General features: G+C 55.9%; 24 protein-coding genes. 16 read left to right on the top strand and 8 right to left on the bottom strand.

Features of this window, described 5'->3' with window-relative positions:
• Positions 1 to 23 precede the first annotated feature (23 nt).
• Positions 24 to 296 carry a barstar family protein gene (locus tag ACSPHG_RS21415; protein ID WP_435955518.1) on the top strand — a complete coding sequence of 91 codons (273 nt, stop codon included), beginning with the start codon at positions 24 to 26 and terminating at the stop codon, positions 294 to 296.
• 58 nt (positions 297 to 354) lie between these two features.
• Here ACSPHG_RS21415 and yhcN (ACSPHG_RS21410) read toward each other — a convergent pair whose 3' ends face one another.
• The 3 genes from yhcN (ACSPHG_RS21410) to argR form a co-directional block, all read right to left on the bottom strand.
• Positions 355 to 621, bottom strand: a complete 267-nt coding sequence (gene yhcN / locus ACSPHG_RS21410; protein WP_435955517.1) for a peroxide/acid stress response protein YhcN — start codon at positions 619 to 621, stop codon at positions 355 to 357.
• Positions 622 to 740: 119 nt separating this feature from the next.
• Positions 741 to 1,004 (bottom strand): peroxide/acid stress response protein YhcN, encoded by a 264-nt coding sequence (gene yhcN, locus ACSPHG_RS21405; protein WP_435956074.1) that lies wholly within the window; start codon positions 1,002 to 1,004, stop codon positions 741 to 743.
• A gap of 377 nt (positions 1,005 to 1,381) precedes the next feature.
• The gene (gene argR, locus ACSPHG_RS21400) at positions 1,382 to 1,852 is read right to left on the bottom strand and encodes a transcriptional regulator ArgR (protein ID WP_435955515.1); all 471 of its coding nucleotides are present in this window, start codon (positions 1,850 to 1,852) and stop codon (positions 1,382 to 1,384) included.
• Positions 1,853 to 2,474: 622 nt separating this feature from the next.
• Here argR and mdh point away from each other — a divergent pair.
• The gene (gene mdh, locus ACSPHG_RS21395) at positions 2,475 to 3,413 is read left to right on the top strand and encodes a malate dehydrogenase (RefSeq protein WP_435955513.1); all 939 of its coding nucleotides are present in this window, start codon (positions 2,475 to 2,477) and stop codon (positions 3,411 to 3,413) included.
• Positions 3,414 to 3,469: 56 nt separating this feature from the next.
• Here the strand turns inward: mdh and degS are convergent, their stop codons facing one another.
• The 3 genes from degS to zapG form a co-directional block, all read right to left on the bottom strand.
• The gene (gene degS / locus ACSPHG_RS21390; protein ID WP_435955512.1) at positions 3,470 to 4,537 is read right to left on the bottom strand and encodes an outer membrane-stress sensor serine endopeptidase DegS; all 1,068 of its coding nucleotides are present in this window, start codon (positions 4,535 to 4,537) and stop codon (positions 3,470 to 3,472) included.
• 87 nt (positions 4,538 to 4,624) lie between these two features.
• Complete coding sequence (gene degQ / locus ACSPHG_RS21385) at positions 4,625 to 5,995, bottom strand: serine endoprotease DegQ (protein WP_435955511.1); 1,371 nt, start codon at positions 5,993 to 5,995, stop codon at positions 4,625 to 4,627.
• A 180-nt stretch (positions 5,996 to 6,175) separates the two neighbouring features.
• Complete coding sequence (gene zapG / locus ACSPHG_RS21380; RefSeq protein ID WP_435955510.1) at positions 6,176 to 6,577, bottom strand: Z-ring associated protein ZapG; 402 nt, start codon at positions 6,575 to 6,577, stop codon at positions 6,176 to 6,178.
• A 178-nt stretch (positions 6,578 to 6,755) separates the two neighbouring features.
• Between zapG and zapE the strand changes: the two genes are divergently transcribed.
• The 10 genes from zapE to nanQ all read left to right on the top strand — a co-directional run bounded on the left by zapE (position 6,756) and on the right by nanQ (position 15,325).
• Positions 6,756 to 7,883: a cell division protein ZapE gene (gene zapE / locus ACSPHG_RS21375; protein ID WP_435955509.1), complete on the top strand. Its 1,128-nt coding sequence runs from the start codon at positions 6,756 to 6,758 to the stop codon at positions 7,881 to 7,883.
• 227 nt (positions 7,884 to 8,110) lie between these two features.
• Positions 8,111 to 8,539 carry a 50S ribosomal protein L13 gene (gene rplM, locus ACSPHG_RS21370; protein WP_034459800.1) on the top strand — a complete coding sequence of 143 codons (429 nt, stop codon included), beginning with the start codon at positions 8,111 to 8,113 and terminating at the stop codon, positions 8,537 to 8,539.
• Between the two features lie 15 nt (positions 8,540 to 8,554).
• The gene (gene rpsI / locus ACSPHG_RS21365; protein WP_064543072.1) at positions 8,555 to 8,947 is read left to right on the top strand and encodes a 30S ribosomal protein S9; all 393 of its coding nucleotides are present in this window, start codon (positions 8,555 to 8,557) and stop codon (positions 8,945 to 8,947) included.
• A gap of 321 nt (positions 8,948 to 9,268) precedes the next feature.
• Positions 9,269 to 9,910 carry a stringent starvation protein SspA gene (gene sspA, locus ACSPHG_RS21360; RefSeq protein WP_435955508.1) on the top strand — a complete coding sequence of 214 codons (642 nt, stop codon included), beginning with the start codon at positions 9,269 to 9,271 and terminating at the stop codon, positions 9,908 to 9,910.
• A gap of 3 nt (positions 9,911 to 9,913) precedes the next feature.
• Complete coding sequence (sspB, locus tag ACSPHG_RS21355) at positions 9,914 to 10,411, top strand: ClpXP protease specificity-enhancing factor (protein WP_435955506.1); 498 nt, start codon at positions 9,914 to 9,916, stop codon at positions 10,409 to 10,411.
• A 142-nt stretch (positions 10,412 to 10,553) separates the two neighbouring features.
• Entirely contained in the window at positions 10,554 to 11,336 is a 783-nt protein-coding gene (locus tag ACSPHG_RS21350; protein WP_435955505.1) for a transcriptional regulator NanR, read from the top strand.
• A gap of 177 nt (positions 11,337 to 11,513) precedes the next feature.
• On the top strand, positions 11,514 to 12,413 hold the full coding sequence (gene nanA / locus ACSPHG_RS21345) for an N-acetylneuraminate lyase (protein ID WP_435955504.1): 900 nt from the start codon (positions 11,514 to 11,516) through the stop codon (positions 12,411 to 12,413).
• Between the two features lie 85 nt (positions 12,414 to 12,498).
• On the top strand, positions 12,499 to 13,989 hold the full coding sequence (locus ACSPHG_RS21340; protein ID WP_435955503.1) for an MFS transporter: 1,491 nt from the start codon (positions 12,499 to 12,501) through the stop codon (positions 13,987 to 13,989).
• Positions 13,986 to 14,861, top strand: coding sequence for an N-acetylmannosamine kinase (gene nanK / locus ACSPHG_RS21335; protein WP_435955502.1), 876 nt, complete (start codon positions 13,986 to 13,988; stop codon positions 14,859 to 14,861). The genes ACSPHG_RS21340 and nanK overlap by 4 nt, the downstream gene beginning before the upstream one ends.
• Positions 14,858 to 15,325, top strand: coding sequence for an N-acetylneuraminate anomerase (gene nanQ / locus ACSPHG_RS21330; protein ID WP_435955501.1), 468 nt, complete (start codon positions 14,858 to 14,860; stop codon positions 15,323 to 15,325). The genes nanK and nanQ overlap by 4 nt, the downstream gene beginning before the upstream one ends.
• A 121-nt stretch (positions 15,326 to 15,446) precedes the next feature.
• On the opposite strand, the gene ACSPHG_RS21325 is transcribed toward nanQ, so the two are convergent.
• Together ACSPHG_RS21325 and gltB are read right to left on the bottom strand one after the other, a co-directional pair.
• Positions 15,447 to 16,865, bottom strand: a complete 1,419-nt coding sequence (locus ACSPHG_RS21325) for a glutamate synthase small subunit (RefSeq protein ID WP_435955500.1) — start codon at positions 16,863 to 16,865, stop codon at positions 15,447 to 15,449.
• A 9-nt stretch (positions 16,866 to 16,874) separates the two neighbouring features.
• Positions 16,875 to 21,335: a glutamate synthase large subunit gene (gene gltB, locus ACSPHG_RS21320; protein WP_435955499.1), complete on the bottom strand. Its 4,461-nt coding sequence runs from the start codon at positions 21,333 to 21,335 to the stop codon at positions 16,875 to 16,877.
• 681 nt (positions 21,336 to 22,016) lie between these two features.
• Here gltB and mnmL point away from each other — a divergent pair.
• The 4 genes from mnmL to mtgA all read left to right on the top strand — a co-directional run bounded on the left by mnmL (position 22,017) and on the right by mtgA (position 26,972).
• Positions 22,017 to 22,949 (top strand): tRNA modification radical SAM protein MnmL/YtqA, encoded by a 933-nt coding sequence (mnmL, locus tag ACSPHG_RS21315; protein ID WP_435955498.1) that lies wholly within the window; start codon positions 22,017 to 22,019, stop codon positions 22,947 to 22,949.
• 61 nt (positions 22,950 to 23,010) lie between these two features.
• The gene (gene arcB, locus ACSPHG_RS21310; RefSeq protein WP_435955497.1) at positions 23,011 to 25,359 is read left to right on the top strand and encodes an aerobic respiration two-component sensor histidine kinase ArcB; all 2,349 of its coding nucleotides are present in this window, start codon (positions 23,011 to 23,013) and stop codon (positions 25,357 to 25,359) included.
• 234 nt (positions 25,360 to 25,593) lie between these two features.
• Positions 25,594 to 26,247: an isoprenoid biosynthesis glyoxalase ElbB gene (gene elbB, locus ACSPHG_RS21305; protein WP_435955495.1), complete on the top strand. Its 654-nt coding sequence runs from the start codon at positions 25,594 to 25,596 to the stop codon at positions 26,245 to 26,247.
• Complete coding sequence (mtgA, locus tag ACSPHG_RS21300; protein ID WP_435955494.1) at positions 26,244 to 26,972, top strand: monofunctional biosynthetic peptidoglycan transglycosylase; 729 nt, start codon at positions 26,244 to 26,246, stop codon at positions 26,970 to 26,972. Before elbB ends, mtgA begins: the two co-directional genes overlap by 4 nt.
• The last annotated feature ends 1 nt before the right edge of the window (position 26,973 follow it).

Genomic DNA, 26,973 nt, shown 5'->3' with positions numbered 1-26,973 from the left:
TGCTCTGGCGGGAGTGGCAGAAGATGAAGAAGTACACTTTTGATTTTAGTCAGATAGAGGATCAGTCGGGATTCTATCGCCACTTTACCCAACAGTTTTCCCTCGACAAAAAGCGGGTGCACGATCTGGATAGCCTATGGGACGTCGTGGTGGGTGAAGAGTTTCCGCTCCCGGCGGAGATTGAGTTTATTCACCTGCCGGAGATGCTCAGGCGGCGCTATGGCGCGCTGATTCTGCTGTTTGATGAGGCGGAAGAAGAGCTGGAAGGGCAGCTGCGCTTTAACGTTCGAGGATAGCAGCTATAAAAAAGCCCCCGCGAGCGGGGGCAAAGTCGTCGGACGTGACGACGAGGGTTTATTTATACAGCTCAGCGGTAGCATGCCAGGAATCGCCGGTACGCGCTTCGGTAATGCGATAGGCTGAAGCACCTTCCTGTGTCGCTTTCTGCGATAACTCATGACGCATATCCATAGGTGCGCTGCCCACCTGGCTTACGGAGATGCTGCCCATTGATTGCATCCCCTGTGCCTGCTCGTTGGTAATCTGCTGCGCTGCTGCGTTAGCGCCAAAAGAGATAACGGAGAAAAGGCTAAGGGCTGCGATGGTTAATTTGGTTTTCATAATGTCGACTCCTGAATGATTTTCCCAACGGCCGGAAGGGCTAAATAGCGATTTTTGTTCTTGGGGCCGTCGAGCTGGGTAATTTTGCTATCTATTACTAATACGTATGTTTCGGGCTGTTATTTATACAGCTCAGCAGTTGCGTGCCACTGGTCACCGCTACGCGCTTCAATGATGCGGTAAGAAGAAGCGCCCTGATCTGCGGCTTTCTGCTCCAGTTTCTGGTGCATATCCATTGGTGAACTACCGATTCCGCTCACGGAAACGGTGCCCACTGCTTCGCGGTTTTGCGCCTGGTCAGCGTTGATGGACGTTGCGGCAAAAGCGCCGAATGACAGCATGGAGAGCAGGCTTGCAGCTACTAATGTGTTTTTCATGTTCATAATTTTTACCTCGTCGTATTCTTTTGTTTGGGTCATCGTTTCGTGACCCTCATCACAAAATCAAGTATACACTAGTAACGGGAAAAATTAATACCCTGCTAACAGTTCACAATGAAACTTTACGTTTATAGAATAATTTTTTATTACATTTGGTTATTAAAAATGGTCATTTATTGCTAATTTTTTGTTAAATATAAGCAAAATCATATGGATAGAAATCTTTGATTATTTGTGCGGTTGAGACAGAACAATTGACGTCGTAAATAGAAAAAGACCGCTTTTACCCCTGCTTAAGAGAAGCAGAGCGGTTTTTTGAGGATGAGGCGGGCGTGCGAAGGAGAGTTACCCGCCCCAGGAATGACGGGTAATAATGCAGATTAAAGTTCTTGCTCGAACAGCACCAGAATCGCTTCGTACAGTTCTTTAACCGTGAAGTCGTTGGCTGGCGTGGTAAAGATAGTGTCATCGCCTGCGATGGTTCCCAAAATACCCTCTGCTTTACCAAGCGAGTCGAGCAGGCGGGCAATCAGCTGCGCTGCGCCCGGGCTTGTATGAATCACAACGACCGCATCGTTGTAGTCGATATCCAGCACCAGATTCTTCAGCGGGCTGGAAGTCGTTGGCACGCCAAGCTCTGCGGGCAGACAGTAGACCATCTCCATTTTCGCATTGCGGGTGCGTACCGCGCCGAACTTGGTCAGCATACGTGAGACTTTAGATTGGTTGATGTTCTCGAAGCCGTCGTTCTGCAAGGCGTGAACGATTTCGCCCTGCGAGCTAAATTTCTCTTCTTTTAAAAGGGATTTAAAGGCTTTAATTAATTCTTCTTGTTTTGAAGAGTTACGCATAAGTCACCTGTATGAAGGTAAACGGATAACATTATTATGCATTTAAATGAATTTTTATGCAATATGCCCATATCCTTTGAGCTGCAGGGGTGTTGACTGCACTCTCTCACCCCAGTCACTTACTTTAGTAAGCTCCCGGGGATGAGTTCCCTTGTCGCGTTAATCGGCAGCAGCCTCGCCCCTGCGGGGCCAGCTTTTAGCTGTTCAAAAACACCTCGTGTTTTTGTCCTGCAACTCAAATGCTAAGGGGCATAACTGGCGGGATTGAAGCCTGAAATAATGTTATGAAAGAGACGAATTTTATCAAATTTCGTTATCGAGAAACATGCCTGTGTCACGACTCGCAAATAAGCCATTAAGTAAACCAAATGTTATCAAAATGATGTTGTTTTGATGCGCGCCTAAGGTGTAATGTAACGCCCTGTTGATGTGACAACATCAGGTCGTGACCGGGCGCTCAGGCGTCGTTTCCACCCGGCGAGTAAATGCAGAAGTAACGCGCGATGAATGCGTAATATCGCAATCTGAGGGCGGGAATATTGTAATTACCCCATCTCTGGATTATGGTCGCCACCCTATGGAGTTACGGCACGTTTTTGCTAACCATAATAAGGAGTTTAGGATGAAAGTTGCAGTCCTCGGCGCGGCAGGCGGTATCGGCCAGGCGCTTGCCCTTCTACTCAAGACCCAACTGCCTTCAGGTTCAGAACTCTCTCTGTATGACATTGCGCCAGTTACCCCAGGGGTAGCGGTTGACCTTAGTCATATCCCTACAGATGTGAAAATCAAAGGTTTCAGCGGTGAAGACGCAACCCCAGCCCTCGTGGGTGCGGACGTTGTGCTGATCTCCGCAGGCGTTGCGCGTAAACCGGGTATGGACCGTTCCGACCTGTTCAACGTCAACGCAGGGATCGTGAAAAACCTGGTTCAACAGATCGCTAAAACCTGTCCAAAAGCCTGTATTGGTATCATCACTAACCCGGTGAACACCACGGTGGCTATCGCTGCTGAAGTGCTGAAAAAAGCGGGCGTTTACGATAAGAACAAACTGTTTGGCGTGACCACGCTGGACATCATCCGCTCCAACACCTTTGTTGCGGAACTCAAAGGCAAACAGCCTACTGATATCGAAGTGCCGGTTATCGGCGGCCACTCTGGCGTGACCATTCTGCCGCTGCTGTCCCAGATCCCGGGCGTTAGCTTCACCGAGCAGGAAGTTGCTGACCTGACCAAACGTATCCAGAACGCGGGTACTGAAGTGGTTGAAGCGAAGGCCGGCGGCGGGTCAGCGACCCTGTCTATGGGCCAGGCCGCTGCACGTTTCGGTCTGTCACTGGTACGCGCCCTTCAGGGCGAGAGCAACGTTGTTGAATGCGCCTATGTAGAAGGCGACGGTCAGCACGCTCGCTTCTTCTCTCAGCCGCTGCTGCTGGGTAAAAACGGTATCGCCGAGCACAAATCCTACGGCAAACTGAGCGCGTTTGAGCATCAGGCGTTGGAAGGCATGCTGGATACGTTGAAGAAAGACATCACGCTTGGTGAAGAATTCGTTAATAAGTGATATCTGATAGATGAAAAAAACCGGAACAATCGTTCCGGTTTTTTTATGCCTGAAAATCAGTTCCCCGCCGGGTATTCCTGAATCGTAACCTGCATCGTGAGCTTTTTATCCTCACGCATGACTTCAACCGGAATGATTGAGCCAGGGCGGATTTCAGCCACCTGATCCATGGTTTCAATCGCCGAGATCGCAGGTTTGTTATTCACGGACACGATCACGTCGTTGACCTGAATACCCGCCTGCGCCGCTGGGCCGTCCGGTGACACTTCATTGACGATGATCCCCTGGATCTGATCGATGCCGGTTGCCGGGCCGTGAAGCGGAGTGATTTCACGACCGCCGATGCCGATATAGCCGCGGATGACGCGCCCGTCGCGGATAAGTTTATCCATGATTTTGGTCGCCAGCTGCGTTGGGATCGCAAAGCCGATACCTTCAGGCGTCTCGCCGTCGTTGCTCTTATCGAAGGATAAGGTGTTGATACCCATCAGCTCGCCCAGCGAGTTCACCAGCGCGCCGCCGGAGTTACCATGGTTGATGGAGGCATCGGTTTGCAGGAAAGACTGGCGGCCAGATGGGCTGAGGCCAATACGTCCGGTTGCGCTGATAATCCCCTGCGTGATGGTTTGTCCAAGGTTGTAGGGGTTGCCGATAGCCATTACTACATCGCCGATGTGCGGCTGGCGCTTGCTGTTAATAGGAATAAGCGGCAGGCCGGTAGCGTTAATCTTTAACACCGCCAGATCGGTCAGGCTGTCGGAGCCCACCAGCAGCGCCTCAAACACGCGGCCGTCCTGCAGGGCAACGATAATCTGCTCGGCATCGTTAATGACATGTTTGTTGGTGATGATGTAGCCGCGTTCGTCCATGATCACCCCGGAGCCGAGGGTTTTAATTTGCAACTGGTTCTGGGCGTTGCTTCCCACGCTGCGGTTATAGACGTTTACCACGGCAGGCGCGGCACGGCGCACCGCGCTGTTATAGCTCAGCGGCGTTTCGTCGGCACTGTCGAACTTTGAAGGCGCAAGCGGCGCGATTTTCTGACGCAGTGAAGGCAGGGAAAACAACAGAATAGCCGCCACAATCAGGCCGATCGCTACCGATCGTAAAATCTTTAGAAACATGGGTTTAAATTAATCTGTGAGAAATCGAACGCAGAATAGCATGAGTTAATCGGACACCGCACTCGCGATGTCCGATAACTGACCAATTTAACGCAACAGCAAATAAAGGCTGTCTTCACCGCGCACCACGTGCAGCGCAATGACCGCAGGTTTGCTTTCCAATATTTTGCGCATTTCCGCAATGGTATGGACGCGGTCGCGGTTAATACCGATGATCACGTCGTCTTTGTGCAGGCCAATCTGCGCGGCCGGCGTGCCTTTTTCAACGCTATCGAGCTTCACGCCTTTCGCACCGTCTTTCAGCTGCCCATCGCTCAGCGATGCCCCCTGCAGCGCCGGGATAATCAGTTCAGCGTTAGCCGACGAAGCGGTACTTTTATCAAGCGTTACGCTGACTTCCAGCGGTTTGCCGTCGCGCAGCAGGCCAAGCTTGACCACCGTGCCCGGCTCCGTGGTGGCGATTTTGGCGCGCAGTTCCGCAAAGCTGTTAAGCGTTTTACCGTTCAGCGTGGTGATGACATCACCCGCTTTGATGCCCGCTTTAGCCGAGCCGGACTGCGGCAGCACTTCGCTGACGAAGGCACCACGCTGGGTGCCCAGGTTAAAGGCCTTAGCGATATCGGCACTCATCTCCATGCCCTTGATACCAAGGAGGCCGCGTTTGATTTCGCCAAACTGCATCAGCTGTTTTGCCAGCGTCTGCGCCATATTGCTGGGAATAGCAAAACCAATGCCCACGCTGCCGCCGCTCGGTGCCAGAATCGCGGTATTGATACCGATAAGCTCGCCGTTAAGGTTTAGCAGCGCACCGCCGGAGTTACCCCGGTTGATTGAGGCATCCGTCTGAATGAAGTTTTCAAGCCCTTCAAGGTTCAGGCCGCTGCGGCCCAGAGCGGAAACGATACCCGATGTGGCCGTCTGGCCGAGCCCGAACGGGTTGCCTACCGCCACGGCGAAGTCGCCTACGCGCAGCTTGTCTGAATCCGCCACGGCGATTTGCGTAAGCCCGGTGGCATTTTGCAGCTGGATAAGGGCGATATCGCTCTGGTCATCGCCGCCGATCAGTTTTGCGTCAAACTCGCGCCCGTCGTTCAGCTGGACGCTGATTTTCTCGGCGTGGCTGATTACGTGGTTGTTCGTCAGGACATAACCTTTCGCCGCGTCGATGATTACGCCTGACCCCAGGCCTTCAAACGGCTGGGCTTCGGCGGGAGGCTGATCGTCGCCAAAATATTTCTTTAATTCTTCCGGGATTTTCTGCGTCGGGGCGGCGGCCGTGCCTTCAACCTGAACGCTTACCACGGCGGGCAGGACTTTTTCCAGCATCGGCGCAAGGCTTGGTAACGCGGCCTGGCCGGGAACCTGCGCAGGCAACGATGCGGCGGCAAACGGTGCTGCGCCCAGAGCTAACCCGACACTTAACGCTATCGCACTCAACAATCTTATTGGTTTCTTCATTGATGGCTTGCTCTCGTGACCTGGAAAAAGGAAAACCGGATAACACTCCGATGTTATTGAAATATCAACCGGGTAACAATGTTGTTATTGGAAGAGATAAGACTATTAAATGATAGCTGTGCCGGGAGGAGATTTGGGGCACGAAACGCGTGCCCCGGGAAAAATATCTTACAACTGTGATTAATCGCGTTTTGCGCGCTCGGTACGCAGCAGGCCGGACGCCCCTTCCGAATAGTCGCGCGGCATTTGCACCGGCGCCTGATCGTTGCTGGCTTCGGATTCAGCCAGACGGTTGCGGAACGGATTGGCCTCCGCTGACATTTCTGGCAGCAGGCTGCTGGAGCTTTTCGCCATGTGCTGATAAAGCTGGCGATAGTCATCCGCCATATTGTCGAGCAGCTCTGCACTACGTGCAAAGTGGCTAACGAGCTCTTCGCGGTACTCTTCCAACTCGGCCTTGTTTTTCTCAAGCTCGTACTGCAAAGCCTGCTGTTGGCGAAGCTTGCGGTTGCCGAAACGCATGCCAACGGCACCAACAATAATTCCGACAACTAACCCAATTAGCGCATATTCCCAGGTCATGTACTTCTCCCGTTATCTTGTGAATCCGTAGGGTAATGTAGCCACTATAACCGCTAACCTAAGAGAAGTGGAATCCTGACGCGGCATCGCTTAGGGTAGAACGACCTTTTTTTCGACATCCGTGCTTTAAGAACAACAGTAAACGGCAATACGATTTCTAAGGGAATACCATAATACCATGCAAAATCTCTCCCCTACATCGCGCTACCAGCAGGCTCTCGCCCAGGGCAGCTACCAACCCGACGACGTCCAGCGCGAGGCCGTTACGCGCCTCGAAGCCATTTATCAGGAGCTTACAAATAAAAGTACTGTAACGGCTTCCGGCGGTGGTTTGATGGCGAAATTTGGCAAACTGTTGGGTAAACGCCCGGCGGCAACGGATGCCGAACCCGTTCGTGGATTATATATGTGGGGAGGGGTGGGGCGCGGGAAAACCTGGCTGATGGACATGTTCTTTCAGAGTTTACCTGGCGAGCGCAAGCTGCGGCTGCATTTCCACCGTTTTATGCTCCGCGTTCACGAAGAGCTGACACAGCTTCAGGGGCATACCGACCCGCTGGAAATCGTCGCCGATGGTTTTAAGGCCGAAACAGATATCCTGTGCTTTGACGAATTCTTCGTTTCGGATATCACCGATGCCATGCTGCTCGGTACATTAATGAAAGCGCTGTTTGCGCGCGGCATCACCCTCGTCGCAACGTCTAACATTCCGCCGGACGAGCTTTATCGCAACGGCCTGCAGCGTCCGCGCTTCATGCCCGCGATCGATGCAATCAAACGCCACTGTGACGTGATGAACGTGGATGCGGGCATTGATTACCGGCTGCGGACGTTGACTCAGGCGCATCTATGGCTTTCGCCACTGGATGACGCAACGGCACAGCAAATGGAGCGCTTATACGCCGCGCTTGCGGGCACGCCCCGTGAAGGCGAACCGGTGCTTGAAATCAACCATCGCCCGCTGGCCACGCTGGGCACGGCCAATCAAACGCTGGCGGTGGATTACAAAACGCTGTGCGTTGACGCGCGTAGCCAGCACGATTACATCGCCTTATCGCGGCTTTTCCACACTGTGATGCTGTACAACGTCCCCGTAATGACCGTCACAACCGAAAACGAGGCCCGCCGATTTATTGCGCTGGTGGATGAGTTTTATGAGCGCCACGTGAAGCTGGTGGTTTCTGCCCAAGCGGAATTATTCGATATCTATCAAGGGGAAAGGCTTAAGTTTGAGTTCCAGCGCTGTCTGTCGCGCCTGCAGGAAATGCAAAGCGAAGAGTATTTGCGCCTGTCGCATATGCCGTAAAAGCCGATATGTCATTGGAAAGGCAAATTAAGGTCGATCTTTGGGAACGACTTCTCTATAATCTTGCGACCCCACGTTACAACCAAAGTTTTTTTCCCAAAACTTTTGTCGTGCCGGCATAGGCTATTCGAAGGGGTAGGTTTGCTGGACAATGTCGCGTGAACCTCAACTGATTTTAAACGTTTGGGTGTTCACCAACGTGTAACTATATATTGGGTAAGCTTTTAATGAAAACTTTTACAGCTAAACCAGAAACCGTACAGCGCGACTGGTTCGTTGTTGACGCTGACGGCAAGACCTTAGGTCGCCTGGCTACTGAATTGGCTCGCCGTCTGCGCGGTAAGCACAAAGCGGAATACACTCCGCACGTTGATACTGGTGATTACATCATCGTTCTGAACGCAGAAAAAGTTGCTGTAACCGGCAACAAGCGTACTGACAAAGTGTATTACCATCACACCGGCCACATCGGTGGTATCAAACAAGCGACCTTTGAAGAGATGATTGCCCGCCGTCCTGAGCGTGTGATTGAAATCGCGGTTAAAGGCATGCTGCCGAAAGGCCCTCTGGGTCGTGCTATGTTCCGTAAACTGAAAGTTTACGCGGGCACCGAGCACAACCACGCGGCGCAGCAACCGCAAGTTCTGGACATTTAATCGGGATTAATGGCAATGGCTGAAAATCAATACTACGGCACTGGTCGCCGCAAAAGTTCCGCAGCTCGTGTGTTTATCAAACCGGGCAGCGGCAAAATCGTTATCAACCAACGTTCTCTGGAACAGTACTTCGGTCGTGAAACTGCCCGCATGGTAGTTCGTCAGCCGCTGGAACTGGTTGATATGGTTGAGAAATTCGATCTGTACATCACCGTGAAAGGTGGTGGTACTTCTGGTCAGGCTGGTGCGATCCGTCACGGTATCACCCGCGCTCTGATGGAGTACGACGAGTCCCTGCGTGGCGAACTGCGTAAAGCTGGCTTCGTTACTCGTGATGCTCGTGAAGTTGAACGTAAGAAAGTCGGCCTGCGTAAAGCACGTCGTCGTCCTCAGTTCTCCAAACGTTAATTGTTCTCTGCTTACGCAGAAAGGCAATTGGCAAAAAACCCGGTCTTGTACCGGGTTTTTTTATGTCTGAAATTTATATTATTGCTTTTAACTACTTGATTCTTATCATCTTTCTCGCAAATTCTGGATGCGTTCCCCACAAAACCAGTAAAATCTGGTAAACTATCAACCAATTTTCTGCCCAAATGTCGGCATCAGTCTGTTTTCGCCTTGTTTTCTGGCGTCTGATGGTAGTCCGAGTGAGTTGGGTAATAAACAGTCAGGTTAGTCGCCGCTTGCGGCTATTAGCAGTAATTATTCTGAATAAACTTGGAGGTTTTCATGGCTGTCGCTGCCAACAAACGTTCGGTGATGACGCTGTTTTCCGGTCCTACTGACATCTATAGCCATCAGGTACGTATCGTGCTGGCTGAAAAGGGTGTTAGCGTTGAAATTGAGCATGTGGAAACGGATAACCTGCCTCAGGATCTGATTGACCTCAACCCAAATCACAGCGTACCGACCCTGGTTGACCGCGAACTGACCCTGTGGGAATCCCGCATCATCATGGAATATCTTGATGAGCGTTTCCCGCACCCACCGCTGATGCCGGTTTACCCTGTGGCACGTGGTGAAAGCCGTCTGTACATGCAACGTATCGAAAAAGACTGGTACACCCTGATGAACACCGTAATGAACGGTTCAGCACAGGAAGCCGAAACGGCGCGTAAGCAGCTGCGTGAAGAGCTGCTGGCGATTGCACCGGTCTTTACCCAGAAGCCATTCTTCCTGAGCGACGAGTTCAGCCTGGTTGACTGCTATCTGGCACCGCTGCTGTGGCGTTTGCCGCAGATGGGTATCGAGCTGACTGGCGCAGGTTCTAAAGAGATGAAAGGCTACATGACTCGCGTATTCGAGCGTGATTCCTTCCTCGCCTCTTTGACCGAACCTGAGCGCGAAATGCGTCTTCAGACCCGAGGTTAATTGATGGATATGTCGCAATTGTCACCGCGTCGTCCCTATCTGCTCCGTGCTTTTTACGAGTGGCTATTGGATAACCAGCTCACGCCGCACCTGGTTGTGGATGTGACATTGCCAGGCGTGCATGTCCCAATGGAATATGCGCGCGACGGGCAAATTGTTCTGAATATCGCACCGCGTGCTGTAGGCAACCTGGAGCTGGCCAACAAAGAAGTGACTTTTAACGCTCGCTTCGGCGGTGTTCCGCGCCAGGTTTACGTTCCTATGGCGGCGGTACTGGCAATCTACGCGCGTGAAAATGGTGCTGGCACCATGTTCGAGCCGGAAGCCAGCTATGACGATGAAGTCACAAGTCATAACGATGACGAGCATGCTCCAGCCGAGTCGGAAACGGTGATGCAGGTGATTGATGGCGATCGCCCGGATCACGATGAAGACGACAACAGCCCGGACGACGATCCTCCTCCGCGCGGCGGCCGCCCGGCTCTGCGCGTAGTGAAGTAATCCCGAAAGCCAGTCTGATGACTGGCTTTTTTATTGCCGCAATCCCGCCAGGCCGCTCGCTTCGTAAGTCCGGGTTTGCTGTGTTATGATTTAAAAGCATATTTCTTACTCACTCCCACCTAAACGGCCTTATTCTGACGCTATGAGCAAATTTGACGACCAGCCAGCACAGACGACTGAAACCATCGGACAAGCGATGCGCCGTCGCCCGCTCGCGCGTAAAAAGCTCTCAGAAATGGTGGAAGAAGAGCTAGAGCAGATGATTCGCCGCCGTGAGTTTGGCGAAGGCGAACAGCTGCCCTCCGAGCGCGAGCTGATGGCCTTCTTCAACGTCGGTCGTCCCTCCGTTCGCGAAGCGCTGGCCGCCCTTAAGCGTAAAGGCCTGGTGCAGATAAGCAACGGCGAACGCGCCCGCGTTTCACGCCCTTCGGCAGATACGATCATTGGCGAGCTGTCCGGCGTTGCGAAAGACTTTCTCGCCCGTCCCGGCGGTATCGCCCATTTCGAACAGCTGAGGATGTTTTTCGAGTCCAGCCTGGTTCGCTACGCGGCGGAATTTGCCACCGAAGAACAAATCGCGCGTCTTGGGCAGGCGCTGGAAATGAACAGCCAGGCGCTGGACGACAACGATCTGTTTATCAGATCCGATATCGAATTCCACCGCGAACTGGCAGAAATCCCGGCAAACCCCATATTTATGGCCGTACACATTGCGCTGCTGGACTGGCTGATCGCGGCCCGTCCTTCCGTTCCTCAGGAAGAGCTGTACGCGCATAACAACGTCAGCTATCAGCAGCATATTGCGATCTTCAAAGCGATTCAGGCACGCGATCCCGATGCGGCCGACGCCGCGCTAAAGGCCCACCTAAAAAGCGTCTTTGCTGCTTACTACGCTTCCCCACGCAGGCGCGGAGATAAGAAGTAGCGCCGTTAGCTGTTCTTCATCACAAGTTTTACGGCAACGCCCGAACACCCATAATAATTTCATATGAACAGGATCACATCCTGACGATCCGAGAATGTGGTGTTTACTTTTCGATCTGGTATAACAGGTATAAAGGTATATCTTTATGTTTAAAAACCAGACAATAAAGAGGCGTTTATGAAACACAATCTCCGGGGCGTGATGCCCGCACTGCTTACCCCTTTCAACCAGCAGCAGCAGATCGACGTCGATAGCCTGCGCCGCCTGGTGCGTTTCAACGTTGAGCAGGGCGTAGACGGTCTTTACGTCGGTGGTTCGACGGGGGAGGCGTTCCTGCAGAACGCAAAAGAGCGCGAGCAGGTATTGGAAATCGTCGCCGAAGAGGCAAAAGGGAAGGTGACGCTGATTGCCCACGTCGGCGCAATCAGCACCCAGGAAAGCCAGACGCTGGCAGGCGCGGCGCACCGCTACGGTTTTGACGCCGTCTCCGCCGTCACGCCTTTCTACTATCCTTTCAGCTTTAACGAACACTGCGACCACTATCGCGCGGTCATTGACGCCTCCGGCGGTCTGCCGATGGTGGTCTACAACATTCCTGCGCTGAGCGGCGTCAGGCTGACGCTCGAGCAAATCGGAACGCTTATCGGCCTGCCGGGCGTTGGCGCGCTGAAGCAAACCTCCGGCGATCTCTACGAGATGGAAAAGATCCGCCGCGCGCATCCCGATCTGGTGCTCTACAACGGCTACGACGAGATCTTTGCCTCCGGGCTGATGGCTGGCGCAGACGGCGGCATTGGCAGCACTTACAACGTTATGGGCTGGCGTTATCTGGCCATCAGGCGTGCGGTGCAGGAAGGCGATGTACAGCGCGCCATGCGGCTGCAAAGCGAGTGCAACAAAGTTATCGATCTGCTGATTAAAGTCGGCGTCTTCCGTGGGCTGAAAACGCTGCTGCACTATATGGATATCGTCGCCGTGCCGCTGTGTCGCAAGCCTTTCGCGCCCGTGGACGAGCAGTACCTGCCTGAGCTGAAAGCGCTGGCGGCTGAACTGCAGGCTGAACGCGCAACCTTCTGATAAACGATGCCGGGCAACCGGCATCTCTCACCCCTAATCAGACTTAACCAAAGGGCGGATTTCCCCTCCGCGCCGGGAGTGCTTTATGAATAACACTACCCAACAGATCCCGTGGTATCGCCATTTAACAAAGCCGCAGTGGAAGGCCTTTTCCGCCGCCTGGATCGGCTACTTGCTGGATGGTTTTGATTTTGTCCTGATAGCGTTAGTCCTTACCGAAATACAAAGTGAATTTGGCCTGACCACCGTACAGGCCGCGAGCCTTATCTCGGCGGCGTTTATCTCCCGCTGGTTTGGCGGCCTGGTGCTTGGCGCGATGGGCGACCGCTACGGGCGCAAGCTTGCGATGATCACCAGCATCGTCCTGTTCTCCGTGGGCACCCTGGCCTGCGGCTTTGCGCCTGGCTTTACGACAATGTTTATCGCCCGCCTGGTGATCGGCATGGGGATGGCGGGGGAATACGGCTCCAGCGCGACCTACGTTATCGAAAGCTGGCCAAAGCACCTGCGCAACAAAGCGAGCGGTTTTTTAATCTCCGGCTTCTCCGTTGGCGCCGTGCTGGCCGCTCAGGTCTACAGCGTTGTGGTCCCGGTGTGGGGCTGGCGCGCCCTGTTTTTCATCGGCATTCTGCCGATTATCTTCGCCCTGTGGCTGCGGAAAAATATCCCCGAGGCGGAAGACTGGCACGAGAAGTTTGCCGATAAAAAACCGGTTAAAACCATGGTTGATATTCTTTATCGCGGTGAACACAGAATCCTTAACATCGCCCTGACCGGCGTGGTTGCGGCCGCGCTCTACTTCTGCTTCGCGGGCAATCTGGGCAACGCGGCGCTGATTGCCGTACTGGGGCTTATCTGTGCCGGGGTTTTCATCAGCTTTATGGTGCAAAGCAGCGGCAAGCGCTGGCCGACGGGCGTCACGCTGATGGTGGTGGTGTTCTTCGCCTTCCTCTACTCCTGGCCGATTCAGGCGCTGCTGCCCACTTATCTGAAAACTGAACTGCTCTACGATCCCGCGACGGTTGCCCACGTGCTGTTCTTTAGCGGCTTCGGCGCGGCGGTTGGCTGCTGCGTGGGCGGCTTCCTCGGCGACTGGCTGGGCACGCGAAAAGCCTACGTTTGCAGCCTGCTGGTTTCGCAGCTGCTGATAATTCCGGTGTTCGCCATTGGCGGCGGAAACATCTGGGTGCTGGGCCTGCTGCTGTTCTTCCAGCAGATGCTCGGCCAGGGGATATCCGGCATTCTGCCCAAGCTTATCGGGGGATATTTCGATACCGAACAGCGCGCGGCAGGCCTGGGCTTCACCTATAACGTCGGCGCGCTCGGCGGGGCGCTTGCACCGGTCATCGGCGCGACCATCGCCCAACGCCTTGATTTAGGCACCGCGCTGGCCTCGCTGTCGTTCAGCCTGACCTTTGTGGTGATCCTGCTTATCGGCCTTGATATGCCGTCGCGCATCCAGCGCTGGATACATCCGCAGGCCGTTCGCACCCATGATGCCGTAGACGGCAGGCCGTTTAGCGGTGCGCGGCAGCCAGCCCGTAAAGCGGCTCTGGTTCACAAGGTGGTGAAATGAGCACGTTAGCTATCGACCTCGGCGGCACTAAACTCGCCGCCGCGCGGGTAGACGGTCAGCAGAATATTATCGCAAGGCGTGAGCTACCCACGCCTGCCAGCAAAACGCCAGACGCGCTCGAGGCGAGCCTTGCAGAACTGATCGCTCCGCTGGTAGCGGGGGCGCAGCGTGTGGCGATCGCCTCCACGGGAATCATTCAAAATGGCGTGCTTAACGCCATTAACCCGGAAAATCTCGGCGGCCTTGCCCGCTTCCCGCTGGTTGAAACGGTGGCGCGCCTGGCCCGATTGCCCTGCATCGCGGTGAACGATGCACAGGCTGCGGCCTGGGCGGAGTATCGTTCACTGCGGGAAGATATCGAAGAGATGGTCTTTCTAACGGTTTCAACGGGCGTCGGGGGCGGCATCATCAGCGGCGGCAGGCTGCTGCCGGGCGCGGGCGGGCTTGCGGGCCACCTCGGCCATACGCTTGCCGACCCAAACGGGCCGCGCTGCGGCTGCGGGCGCACAGGCTGCGTAGAGGCAATCGCCTCCGGGCGCGGCATCGCGGCTGGGGCAACGGGTGATTTGGCAGGAAAAGATGCCAAATCGATCTTTTCCCTCGCGGCGCGGGGACATGCACAGGCCACCGCGTTAAAGCAGCGCTCGGCCCAGGTGCTGGCGAGGCTGATTGCCGATGTGAAGGCAACAACCGACTGCCAGCGCGTCGTTATCGGCGGCAGTGTCGGCCTGAGCGAAGGGTATCTCGATGCGGTTCGCACCTGTCTTCAAGAGGAGCCTGCAATCTATCGCGTTCCGCTGCTCGCTGCTCGCCATCAACACAATGCCGGCCTCCTCGGGGCCGCGCTTTTAGCACAGGAAGTCATATCATGATTATCGGAGAGAGCCTCTACCCTGAGTCCGCAGGATTGCCCGCGGCATTGATCAAAGCCATTCGCCTGGCGCTGGCGGAAAATCCGCAGCACAAGGCGCCGGGAAGCTATCCGCTACAGGGCGAAACGATGTTTATGAACGTAATGGAGTTCGCCACCCGGCCGGCCGAAGAGAAAAAAGCCGAGCAGCATCGCGAGTACATCGATATTCAGGTGCTGCTAAAGGGCAGCGAGCGGATTTTTTATGGCCTGTATGAAAGCGCGCGAGGCTGTGAAGAGTTACACGTCGAAGAGGACTACCAGCTGTGTAGCCGCATAGGAGCGGAACAAACGCTCACGCTGCGCCCGGGCCAGTTCGCCGTGTTTATGCCGCTTGAGCCCCACAGGCCGGGGTGCGTAGTGGACGAGTCGGAGGAGATTAAGAAAGTGGTGATAAAGGTGCACCGCAGCGTGCTTGAGGGATAAAAAAAGCCCGGAGGATTACTTCCGGGCTTTTTAACAAAGTTGGTGGATGGCGCTTACGCTTATCCACCCTACGTTTTTACGAGGTTTGTCGGCTGGTTAATAATGCGCCACCCGACACAAACTACACCTCGAGGAAATTCAAAATCCCGTCTGCCGCCTTGCGGCCTTCGGCAATCGCCGTCACCACAAGGTCGGATCCGCGCACCGCATCGCCACCGGCGAAGATTTTCGGGTTGCTGGTCTGGAACGCGTTCTCGCTGCCTTCCGGGGCGATAATGCGGCCCTGGCTGTCCAGCTCGACGCTGTGCTTCTCAAGCCACTGCATGCTGTGCGGACGGAAGCCAAACGCCATCACCACCGCATCGGCAGGCACCACGTGCTCGGAACCGGCGACGATTTCCGGGCGACGGCGGCCGTTGGCATCCGGCGCGCCCAGTTCGGTACGGGCAAACTTCACGCCTGATACCTTACCGTTTGCGTTAATCTCCACGCCCAGCGGCTGCACGTTGAACTGGAATTCCACGCCTTCTTCACGCGCGTTTTTAACCTCGCGGCGTGAGCCCGGCATGTTCTCCTCGTCACGGCGATAGGCACAGATAACGTGCGTTGCGCCCTGGCGAACGGAAGTGCGCACGCAGTCCATCGCGGTATCACCGCCGCCCAGCACCACCACGCGTTTACCTTCCATATTCACGTACGGCTCTTCGGCAGAATCCCCGAAGCCCATGATCTGCTTGGTATTGGCGATGAGGAACGGCAGCGCGTCGAACACGCCTGGCGCATCTTCATTCTCTAAACCGCCGCGCATGGACTGATAGGTGCCCACGCCCAGGAACACGGAGTCAAACTCGCTCAGCAGGTCGTCGATGTGGACGTCGCGGCCCACTTCGGTATTGAGTTTGAATTCGATACCCATGCCGCTGAAGATTTCGCGGCGTTTGGTCATCACTTCTTTTTCCAGCTTGAACGCCGGAATACCGAAGGTCAGCAGGCCGCCGATTTCCGGATGGCGGTCATAAACCACCGCCTTCACCCCGTTGCGCGCCAGCACGTCCGCACAGGCCAGGCCCGCCGGGCCCGCGCCGATAATCGCCACGCGTTTGCCGGTTTGCTTCACGCCGGTCAGATCCGGCTTCCAGCCCATCTCGATCGCTTTATCGTTGATATAGCGCTCGATGTTGCCGATGGTGACCGCGCCAAACTCGTCGTTCAGCGTGCAGGAGCCTTCACACAGGCGGTCCTGCGGGCAAACGCGGCCGCACACTTCTGGCAGGCTGTTCGTCTGGTGAGACAATTCAGCCGCTTCGATAATGCGCCCTTCGTTGGCAAGCTTCAGCCAGTTAGGAATGTAGTTATGAACCGGGCATTTCCATTCGCAGTACGGGTTGCCGCAGGACAGGCAGCGGTCTGCCTGTGCTTTGGCCTGGCCTTCCGAGAACGGCTCATAAATTTCTACAAATTCGATCTTACGGATCTTGAGCGGTTTCTTTGGCGGATCAACGCGCTGTAAGTCGATAAATTGATATACGTTTTGACTCATCGTGACCTCTTACTGCGCCTGCACCCGCAGCTCGGCTGCGGAACGACTACGGTGACCCAACAATGCTTTGACATCACTGGACTTCGGTTTAACCAGCGTGAATTTCGCCGCGAAGGTTGGCCAGTTCGCCAGGATCTCTTCGCCGCGCTGGGAGCCCGTCAGCTGCACGTGCTCGGTAATCATGCCGCGCAGGTGCTCTTCGTGGATCGCCAGATCTTCAACGCTGAGCAGCTCAACAAGCTCAGGGTTAACGCGCTTACGGAAATCGCCGTCTTCGTCGAGCACGTAGGCGAAGCCGCCGGTCATGCCCGCGCCGAAGTTGACGCCGGTTTTGCCGATGACGCAGACGATGCCGCCGGTCATGTATTCACAGCCGTTATCGCCAATGCCTTCAACCACGGTGATAGCACCGGAGTTACGCACCGCGAAACGTTCGCCCGCGCGGCCTGCGGCGTAAAGCTTGCCGCCGGTTGCGCCGTACAGGCAGGTGTTGCCGATGATCGTCGCTTCATGGCTGCGGAAGGCTGAGCCTACCGGAGGACGCAGGGAGATCAGGCCGCCCGCCATGCCTTTGCCCACGTAGTCGTTGGCATCGCCGGTCAGGTGCAGCTCAACGCCGCCCGCGTTCCACACGCCGAAGCTCTGGCCCGCGGTTCCGCTAAAGTGCGCTTTGATTGGATCTGCCGCCAGCCCCTGGTCGCCGTTGTGCTGCGCGATATAGCCAGAAAGCATCGCCCCTACCGAACGGTCGGTGTTGCGGATATCAAACCAGAACGTTTTGCTCTGCTTGTCGTCCACGTACTGCTTAGCCTGAGCCAGCAGCTGCGCGTTCAGATCGCCTTTATCAAACGGCGGGTTGTGCTCGGTGCAGTAAACCGCTTTGCCCGGCATTGGCTCCGCCGTTTTCAGCAGGTTCGACAGGTCGAGGTTTTGCTGCTTGGCGGTGAAGCCGTCCAGCTCTTTGAGCAGGTCGGTGCGGCCAATCAGATCCACCAGGCGCTTTACGCCCAGCTGCGCCATCAGCTCACGCGTTTCGCGCGCGATAAACTCAAAGTAGTTGGTCACTTTGAACGGCAGGCCGTGATAGTGGTTCTTACGCAGCTTTTCGTCCTGGGTTGCAACGCCCGTCGCGCAGTTGTTGAGGTGGCAAATACGCAGGTATTTGCAGCCCAGTGCCACCATCGGGCCGGTACCGAAGCCGAAGCTTTCAGCGCCGAGGATCGCCGCTTTGATGATGTCGAGGCCGGTTTTCAGGCCGCCATCAACCTGCAGGCGGATCTTATGGCGTAAGCCGTTAGCGACCAGCGCCTGCTGTGTTTCCACAAGGCCCAGCTCCCACGGACAGCCCGCGTACTTCACGGAAGAGAGCGGGCTTGCGCCCGTGCCGCCGTCGTAGCCCGCGATAGTAATCAGGTCCGCATAGGCTTTTGCCACGCCGGTGGCGATGGTGCCGACGCCCGGTTCGGAAACCAGCTTCACGGAAATCATCGCCTTCGGGTTAACCTGTTTCAGGTCGAAAATCAGCTGTGCCAGGTCTTCAATCGAATAGATATCGTGATGTGGCGGAGGTGAAATCAGCGTCACGCCCGGCACGGAATAGCGCAGCTTGGCGATGTATGGCGTAACTTTATCGCCGGGCAGCTGACCGCCTTCGCCAGGTTTCGCGCCCTGGGCCACTTTAATCTGAATAACGTCGGCGTTGACCAGGTAGGCTGGCGTCACGCCGAAGCGGCCGGAAGCGACCTGCTTGATGCGCGACACTTTGTTGGTGCCGTAGCGCGCCGGGTCTTCGCCGCCTTCGCCGGAGTTGGAGTTCCCGCCGATGCTGTTCATCGCTTCAGCTAAGGATTCGTGCGCTTCCGGGCTTAACGCGCCGATGGACATGGCGGCGGTGTCGAAGCGTTTGTACAGCTCGGCGGCTGGCTCAACGTCTTCAATGCGTACGCTTTCACCCTGCGGATTCAGCGCCAGCATATCGCGCAGCGTTGCCACCGGGCGTTCGTTCACAAGCTTCGCGTACTCTTGATAATCTTTGTACTCGCCGCTGTTCACGGCTTTTTGCAGCGTCTGCACCACGTCCGGGTTGTAGGCGTGATATTCGCCGCCGTGGACGAACTTCAGCTGGCCACCCTGATCCAGCGGCTTGCGGACCAGCCACGCGCGCTTGGAAAGGTTCAGCAAATCCTGCTGGAAGTCGTTAAAGCCCGCACCGCCGATGCGGCTGACCACGCCCTGGAAGCACAGTTCGGAGACTTCTTTATGCAGGCCGACTGCTTCGAACAGCTTTGAGCAGCGGTAGGAGGCGATAGTCGAGATGCCCATTTTGGACATGATCTTGTACAGCCCTTTGTTGATGCCGTTGCGGTAGTTCTGCATCACGCTGCGGTAGTTTTTGTCGATAGCGCCGGTATCGACCAGCCTTGCCAGCGATTCGTAGGCGAGGTACGGGTAAATTGCCGTTGCGCCAAAGCCCAGCAGCACGGCGAAGTGGTGCGGGTCGCGGGCGGAGGCGGTTTCAACGATGATGTTGGCGTCGCAGCGTAGGCTCTTCTCAACGAGGCGAGTCTGGATCGCACCGACCGCCATCGGGGCCGGAACCGGCAGGCGGTTTTTGGCAATGTTGCGGTCAGACAGCACCAGCAGAACGGTGCCGCTGCGCACCATGCGCTCGGCCTCGTCGCACAGGGCGCTGACGGTTTCGTGCAGCGATTGGGTGGTGACGTCGTAGGTGATGTCCAGCGTGTCGGCGCGGTAATGCTGCTCTTCGAGCTGCGTAAGCTGCTGGAAATCAGACCACAGCAGGATCGGCGATTTGAAGCTCAGGCGGTGCGCCTGGCCTTCCGCTTCGCAGAAGACGTTCATTTCGCGGCCGATGCTGGTGGCAAGCGACATTACGTGGGCTTCACGCAGCGGATCGATAGGCGGGTTGGTCACCTGCGCAAACTGCTGGCGGAAGTAGTCGTAGATAATACGAGGCTGGCTGGAAAGCACGGCAAACGGCGTATCGTCGCCCATCGAGCCAACCGCTTCCTGGCCGTTTTCGCCCAGCACGCGCAGGATGGAATCCAGCTCTTCGCTGCTGTAGTTAAACTGCTTCTGGAAGCTGGCGAGCGTATCGTCATCCAGTTCGCGCGTGCCCACTTCTTCGTCCGGCAGGTCTTCAAACGGCACCAGGCGACGGACGTTGTTTTCCATCCACTCTTTATAAGGGTGGCGGCTCTTTAAGTCGTCATCGGTTTCCGCGGAGTGAAGGATGCGGCCCACGCGGGTGTCGATAACCATAAGCTCGCCCGGGCCTACGCGGCCTTTTTCCACCACTTCGTCCGGCTGGTAGTCCCAGATGCCGACTTCTGAGGCGCAGGTAATGAGCTTGTCTTTGGTGATGACGTAGCGGGCAGGGCGCAGGCCGTTACGGTCAAGGTTACAGGCGGCGAAACGCCCGTCGGACATAACGATACCGGCCGGGCCGTCCCACGGCTCCATGTGCATGGAGTTAAAGTCGAAGAACGCGCGCAGCTCCGGGTCCATGTTCGGGTTGTTCTGCCAGGCTGGCGGAACAAGCAGGCGCATGGCGCGCACGATGTCCATGCCGCCCGCTAACAGCAGTTCAAGCATGTTATCCATCGAGCTGGAGTCCGAGCCGGTTTCGTTAACGAATGGCGCAGCATCGTGCAGATCGGGGATCAGCGGGGTCTGGAATTTGTAGGTACGCGCGCGCGCCCACTGGCGGTTACCGGTGATGGTGTTGATCTCACCGTTATGGGCCAGGTAGCGGAACGGCTGTGCCAGCGGCCAGCGCGGCACGGTGTTGGTGGAGAAGCGCTGGTGGAACAGGCAAATGGCCGATTCCAGACGCAGGTCCGCCAGGTCCAGGTAAAAGCGCGGCAAATCCGCCGGCATACACAGACCTTTATAGATGTTAACCAGGTTTGACAGGCTACAAACGTAGAAGTCTTTATCATCCTGGATGCGTTTTTCAATGCGGCGACGGGCGATAAACAGGCGACGTTCCATATCGCGCGGGCGCCAGCCGGCAGGTGCATTAACAAAAATTTGTTCGATGCGAGGCTTGGAGGAGAGGGCGATTTCACCGAGCACGTCTTCGTTGGTCGGCACTTCGCGCCAGCCAACGATCGACAGGGTTTCGTTCTGTAGCTCTTCTTCAACAATACGGCGGCTTGCTTCGGCAAGAACGGGGTCCTTGCTTAAGAAAATCATGCCTACGGCATAGTTTTTAGCCAAACGCCAGCCGCGCTCTTCGGCAACGATGCGGAAGAAACGGTCGGGCTTTTGTAATAGCAGGCCGCAACCGTCGCCGGTTTTGCCATCGGCGAGTATTGCACCACGGTGCTGCATTCGGGCCAGTGCGTGAATAGCGGTACGCACTACCTTGTGGCTAGGTTCGCCTTCTATGTGGGCGATCAGGCCGAAACCACAGTTATCCTTCTCAAGGGATTTATCGTACAACATATCAGTGAACCTCCCCAGGCTCTACGTGATTCCCGATACCGTTTGCGCGTGGGCGCAGCAAGGGCATGGCGACGGGGTTTGCGCATCTACGCTTACCTCGCGTGTCGCCCTCTTCATGTCCAACGCATCCGGTGTCACAAGTGTTGAGGACTTGCTTTAGAGGGAATCTAAATTACTGCATAAATATGATGGGCACAGAACCCATCCAGAAAGCTTCCAGCGGATTTCCAAGTTATCGGGAAAGCTGGGACAGGTCAAATGGCATTCTTATTTATACGTAATTGTGCTAAGAGGTGATTAACTGGCTGATGATAAAGGTTATTTTGTCTTTTTGGGGCTGATTGCATGGCCGGGGAACGAGGCGGGTTATGTGATCTCTCTCACTGTCTGCAAGCCAGCAAAAGTCCAGACCATGCTGACTATGCTGATATTGCCAGCACGTTGTGCTGCTATCCGTCGTTGGCGTGCAGCATGACACTGTTTTTCACCAGCCGTCATATTCTTTCAATAATCGACGTGTATATAAGCAAATGTAATGGCATTGCTGGGTGAATAGTGTTGCACTTATTTTGCTTGATTATGCAATAGATAAAGCTGCGCCAGAGCGATTGATCCAGGTCATCGCCGATTAACGCAGAAAATGGCAGGCTAAGCCCCTTTTTCGGGCCGGCCCATCAGATTATGCAGTTACAGAAATTAGTCAATATGTTTGGTGGGGATCTTACTCGCCGCCACGGGCATAAAGTCCATAAACTCACGCTGCACGGCGGTTTTAGCTGCCCCAACCGCGACGGCACCATCGGCCGCGGCGGCTGTACGTTTTGCAACGTCGCCTCCTTTGCTGACGAAGCGCAGCAGCATAACTCGATTGCCGAACAGCTCGCGCACCAGGCGAAGCAGGTTAACCGCGCCCAGCACTATCTTGCTTACTTCCAGGCCTACACCAGCACCTGGGCAGAGGTTCAGGTGCTGCGCTCCATGTACCAGCAGGCTATCGGCCAGGCGAATATCGTCGGCCTGTGCGTGGGCACGCGGCCCGACTGCGTGCCGGACAGCGTGCTGGATTTGCTCAGCGAATATCACGAGCGGGGCTACGAGGTCTGGCTGGAGCTGGGCCTGCAAACCGCGCACGACAAAACCCTGCACCGCATCAACCGCGGCCACGACTTTGCCTGCTATCAGGAAACCACCCGCCGCGCCCGCGAGCGTGGCCTGCGGGTGTGCAGCCACCTTATCGTCGGCCTGCCGGGAGAAGGGCAGACGCACTGCATGGAAACGCTGGAGAAAGTTGTTGAGACCGGCGTGGACGGCATCAAGCTTCATCCGCTGCATATCGTTGCGGGCAGCACCATGGCAAAAAGCTGGCAGGCCGGGCGGCTACAGGGCATTGAGCTGGAAGAATATACGGTGACGGCGGGGGAGATGATTCGCCACACGCCGCTTGATGTCGTCTACCATCGCATCTCCGCCAGCGCCCGCCGCCCTACGCTGCTGGCCCCGCTGTGGTGCGAAAACCGCTGGACCGGCATGGTCGAAATCGACAGGTATTTGCTCGAGCACGGCCCGCAGGGATCGGCGCTTGGCACCCCGTGGGATCCCACTCTTATCTCGTAATTCCTGAGCGTTACGCCTTTTTGCGGTATATTTAGCGGATTGTTGGCGAAGGAAACGTTCCATGAAGCAAATCCGGTTACTGGCGCAGTATTACGTTGATTTAATGGTGAAGCTCGGGCTCGTGCGCTTCTCGCTCCTGCTGGCCTCGGCGCTGGTGGTGCTCGCCATCTTCGTGCAGATGGCGGTCACCATGCTGCTGCGCGGCGAAGTCGAGAGCATCGATGTGGTGCGTTCCATCTTCTTTGGCCTGCTGATTACGCCCTGGGCGGTCTATTTCCTTTCGGTCGTGGTTGAGCAGCTTGAGGAGTCGCGCCAGCGGCTGTCGAAGCTTGTCGATAAGCTCGAAGAGATGCGCGAGCGCGATCTCAAGCTGAACGTGCAGCTCAAGGACAATATCGCCCAGCTGAATCAGGAAATCGCCGACCGTGTTAAGGCGGAAGACGAACGCCAGACCATGCTGGAGCAGCTCAAGGTAGAGATGCAGGAGCGTGAGGAAACGCAGATTCGCCTCGAGCAGCAGTCTTCATTCCTGCGTTCGTTCCTCGACGCCTCGCCGGACCTCGTTTTCTATCGCAATGAAGATAAAGAATTCTCCGGCTGCAACCGCGCGATGGAGCTGCTGACCGGCAAAAGCGAGAAGCAGCTGGTTAACCTGAAGCCGCAGGATGTCTACTCGCCGGAGGCGGCGCAAAAGGTTATCGAAACCGATGAAAAGGTCTTCCGCCACAACGTTTCTCTGACCTACGAACAGTGGCTGGACTATCCTGACGGGCGCAAAGCGTGCTTCGAAATTCGTAAGGTTCCCTATTATGACCGCGTGGGCAAGCGCCACGGCCTGATGGGCTTTGGGCGCGATATCACGGAGCGTAAGCGCTATCAGGATGCGCTGGAGCGCGCCAGCCGGGACAAGACCACCTTTATCTCTACCATCAGCCACGAGCTGCGTACGCCGCTTAACGGCATCGTCGGCCTGAGCCGTATCCTGCTGGATACCGAGCTGAACGCCGAGCAGACCAACTACCTGAAAACCATCCACGTTTCCGCCATCACCCTCGGCAATATCTTCAACGATATTATCGACATGGATAAGCTTGAACGGCACAAGGTTCAGCTGGATAACCAGCAGGTTGATTTCACCGGCTTCCTGGCCGACCTTGAAAACCTCTCCGGGCTGCAGGCGCAGCAGAAGGGGCTGACGTTTATTATGGATCCGACGCTGCCGCTGCCGCACAAGGTGGTGACGGACGGCACGCGCCTGCGCCAGATCCTCTGGAATCTGATCAGCAACGCCGTGAAGTTTACGCCGAAGGGCGGGCAGGTTTCGGTGCGCGTGCGCTGTGAGGACGAAGAGACGCTGCGCTTCGAAGTGCAGGATTCCGGTATTGGCATTCCGCAGAACGAGCAGGACAAAATCTTCGCCATGTATTATCAGGTGAAGGATATCAACGGCGGTAAACCGGCTACCGGTACCGGCATCGGGCTTGCGGTTTCCCGTCGCCTGGCGAAAAGCATGGGCGGGGATATCACCGTCAGCAGCAGCCCGGGCGAAGGCTCGCTTTTCACCCTCACTATAAAAGCGCCGCGCGTGGCCGATGAGGTGGAAGATACGCTGGACGATGACGATATGCCGCTGCCTGCGCTGCACGTGCTGCTGGTGGAAGATATCGAGCTGAACGTGATCGTCGCCCGCTCGGTGCTTGAGAAGCTGGGCAATAGTGTAGACGTTGCCATGACGGGCAAAGAGGCGCTGGAAAAATTCACGCCGGGCGAGTACGACCTGGTGCTGCTGGATATCCAGCTGCCGGACATGACCGGGCTGGATATTTCCCGCGAGCTGAACGTTCGCTTCGCCAAGGAAGATCTCCCGCCGCTGGTGGCGTTGACGGCGAACGTGCTGAAAGACAAAAAAGAGTATCTGGATGCAGGAATGGATGACGTACTGAGCAAGCCGCTTGCCGTACCGGCGCTGATGGCCGTGATCCAGAAATTCTGGGATAACCAACAGTCTGACACCGAGAAGGAATCCGTAATGACCCAAGTTGATAGCGATAAACAGCAAGCGTTACTCGATATACCGATGCTCGAGCAGTACATGGAATTAGTCGGTCCGAAACTGATTACCGATGGGCTGGCGATGTTTGAAAAAATGATGCCGGGATACATTAGCATTCTTGAATCAAATATGACTGCCCGCGATAACAAAGGCGTGGTGGAAGAAGGGCATAAAATTAAAGGCGCGGCGGGCTCGGTTGGCCTGCGTCATTTACAGCAGGTTGCCCAGCAGATTCAGTCGCCGGATCTTCCAGCCTGGTCAGATAATGTTGGTGAATGGATCGAAGAGCTGAAGCAGGAATGGCAGCACGATGTTGATGTGCTGAAAGCCTGGGTGGCAAACGCCCCTAAAAAATGACCCCGGATAAACCGGGGTGCGCGAATACTGCGCCAACACCAGGGAAAATTAGGGTTGCGCCGATTATTAATTATTGGGCGTTAAAAGGCACAACCGGCAAATCGCGGGCTGCTCAGCAATTAAGATAGCAAATCCTAAAAAGTTTGTTACGTGAATCAGTAAAATGTGTGAACCATAGCGGCCTAATTACCATAACTGATAATTATGGTCGCCGGACGGAAAAGGAAAGGCCATATGAAGAAGGTTGGCGTGGTGCTCAGCGGCTGCGGCGTCTACGACGGCAGCGAGATTCACGAGGCGGTAATTACGCTGCTGGCGATTGCGCGTTCTGGCGCTGAAGCCGTCTGCTTTGCACCCGATAAAACTCAAGCAGACGTAATCAATCACCTGACAAATGACGCAACGGGCGAAGGGCGAAACGTTCTGGTCGAAGCCGCGAGAATTACCCGTGGCGCGATAACGCCTCTTGCGGAGGCCAATGCAAATGAGCTGGATGCGCTGATTGTTCCCGGCGGCTTCGGCGCGGCGAAAAACCTCAGCAGCTTTGCCGCCAGCGGTATCGACTGCCTTGTTGATAGCGATCTGCGTCGGCTGGCTTGCGACCTGCACGCGCAGGGCAAGCCGCTGGGCTTCATGTGCATTGCCCCGGCCATGCTGCCTAAAATTTTGGCTATGCCGGTGCGCCTGACTATCGGCACCGATATCGACCTCGCGGAAATGCTCGAAGTGATGGGCGCCGAGCACGTACCTTGCCCGGTGGATGATATCGTGGTCGATGAAGAGCACAAGGTCGTCACCACACCGGCCTACATGCTGGCGACGCGCATTGATGAAGCCGCGGCGGGTATCGAAAAGCTAGTGGCGCGCGTACTGGACCTTAGCGCATGAGGAAAGGGCGTTTTGCGCTCGGGACATTCTTCAAGCGCTGGGTGTTGCGGGCCGTGCTGGCCGTCGCCGGGCTGTGGGTTGCGGGCATCCTCCTCTTTAGCTTTTTACCGGTTCCCTTCTCAGCCGTCATGGCGGAGCGCCAGCTTAGCGCCTGGCTCAGCGGAGATTTCGGCTACGTAGCGCATTCGGACTGGGTGAGCATGGACGAGATCTCGCCGTGGATGCCGCTTGCGGTGATTGCGGCCGAAGACCAGAAATTCCCCGAACACTGGGGCTTTGACATGGATTCTATCGAGAAGGCCATTTCGCATAACGAGCGTAACGAAAAGCGCGTGCGCGGGGCGTCGACGATATCGCAGCAAACGGCGAAAAACCTGTTTCTGTGGGATGGAAGAAGCTGGATACGCAAAGGTCTGGAGGCGGGGCTAACGGTGGGCATGGAAATGGTGTGGAGCAAGCGCCGCATTCTGACGGTTTATCTCAATATCGCGGAATTCGGGGAAGGGACTTTCGGGGTGGAAGCCGCCGCGCAGCGTTATTTCCACAAGCCCGCCAGCCGGCTGAGTGCTTCGGAAGCGGCCATGCTTGCCGCCGTGCTGCCTAACCCGATCCGTTTTAAAGCGAACGCGCCGTCAGGCTACGTGCGTCAGCGTCAGCAGTGGATTTTGCGGCAGATGCGCCAGCTGGGCGGGGAGCCTTTCCTGGCGCAGCACGATTTAAAATAGA

The sequence above is a fragment of the Dryocola baronae genome (genome assembly GCF_051297175.1).
Taxonomy (GTDB): domain Bacteria; phylum Pseudomonadota; class Gammaproteobacteria; order Enterobacterales; family Enterobacteriaceae; genus Dryocola.
This window is presented reverse-complemented; position numbering and strand designations above follow the sequence as displayed.

Bases quoted from the DNA above. Each gene is read 5' to 3' on its own strand.
- ACSPHG_RS21415 (WP_435955518.1), top strand. From the start codon at position 24: ATGAAGAAGTACACTTTTGATTTTAGTCAGATAGAGGATCAGTCGGGA.
- nanQ (WP_435955501.1), top strand. From the start codon at position 14,858: ATGATTATCGGAGAGAGCCTCTACCCTGAGTCCGCAGGATTGCCCGCG.
- mtgA (WP_435955494.1), top strand. From the start codon at position 26,244: ATGAGGAAAGGGCGTTTTGCGCTCGGGACATTCTTCAAGCGCTGGGTG.
- nanK (WP_435955502.1), top strand. From the start codon at position 13,986: ATGAGCACGTTAGCTATCGACCTCGGCGGCACTAAACTCGCCGCCGCG.
- rpsI (WP_064543072.1), top strand. From the start codon at position 8,555: ATGGCTGAAAATCAATACTACGGCACTGGTCGCCGCAAAAGTTCCGCA.
- arcB (WP_435955497.1), top strand. From the start codon at position 23,011: ATGAAGCAAATCCGGTTACTGGCGCAGTATTACGTTGATTTAATGGTG.
- degQ (WP_435955511.1), bottom strand. From the start codon at position 5,995: ATGAAGAAACCAATAAGATTGTTGAGTGCGATAGCGTTAAGTGTCGGG.
- sspA (WP_435955508.1), top strand. From the start codon at position 9,269: ATGGCTGTCGCTGCCAACAAACGTTCGGTGATGACGCTGTTTTCCGGT.
- sspB (WP_435955506.1), top strand. From the start codon at position 9,914: ATGGATATGTCGCAATTGTCACCGCGTCGTCCCTATCTGCTCCGTGCT.
- argR (WP_435955515.1), bottom strand. From the start codon at position 1,852: ATGCGTAACTCTTCAAAACAAGAAGAATTAATTAAAGCCTTTAAATCC.
- gltB (WP_435955499.1), bottom strand. From the start codon at position 21,335: ATGTTGTACGATAAATCCCTTGAGAAGGATAACTGTGGTTTCGGCCTG.
- ACSPHG_RS21350 (WP_435955505.1), top strand. From the start codon at position 10,554: ATGAGCAAATTTGACGACCAGCCAGCACAGACGACTGAAACCATCGGA.
- degS (WP_435955512.1), bottom strand. From the start codon at position 4,537: ATGTTTCTAAAGATTTTACGATCGGTAGCGATCGGCCTGATTGTGGCG.
- zapG (WP_435955510.1), bottom strand. From the start codon at position 6,577: ATGACCTGGGAATATGCGCTAATTGGGTTAGTTGTCGGAATTATTGTT.
- ACSPHG_RS21325 (WP_435955500.1), bottom strand. From the start codon at position 16,865: ATGAGTCAAAACGTATATCAATTTATCGACTTACAGCGCGTTGATCCG.
- zapE (WP_435955509.1), top strand. From the start codon at position 6,756: ATGCAAAATCTCTCCCCTACATCGCGCTACCAGCAGGCTCTCGCCCAG.
- yhcN (WP_435956074.1), bottom strand. From the start codon at position 1,004: ATGAACATGAAAAACACATTAGTAGCTGCAAGCCTGCTCTCCATGCTG.
- nanA (WP_435955504.1), top strand. From the start codon at position 11,514: ATGAAACACAATCTCCGGGGCGTGATGCCCGCACTGCTTACCCCTTTC.
- rplM (WP_034459800.1), top strand. From the start codon at position 8,111: ATGAAAACTTTTACAGCTAAACCAGAAACCGTACAGCGCGACTGGTTC.
- ACSPHG_RS21340 (WP_435955503.1), top strand. From the start codon at position 12,499: ATGAATAACACTACCCAACAGATCCCGTGGTATCGCCATTTAACAAAG.
- yhcN (WP_435955517.1), bottom strand. From the start codon at position 621: ATGAAAACCAAATTAACCATCGCAGCCCTTAGCCTTTTCTCCGTTATC.
- mdh (WP_435955513.1), top strand. From the start codon at position 2,475: ATGAAAGTTGCAGTCCTCGGCGCGGCAGGCGGTATCGGCCAGGCGCTT.
- mnmL (WP_435955498.1), top strand. From the start codon at position 22,017: ATGCAGTTACAGAAATTAGTCAATATGTTTGGTGGGGATCTTACTCGC.
- elbB (WP_435955495.1), top strand. From the start codon at position 25,594: ATGAAGAAGGTTGGCGTGGTGCTCAGCGGCTGCGGCGTCTACGACGGC.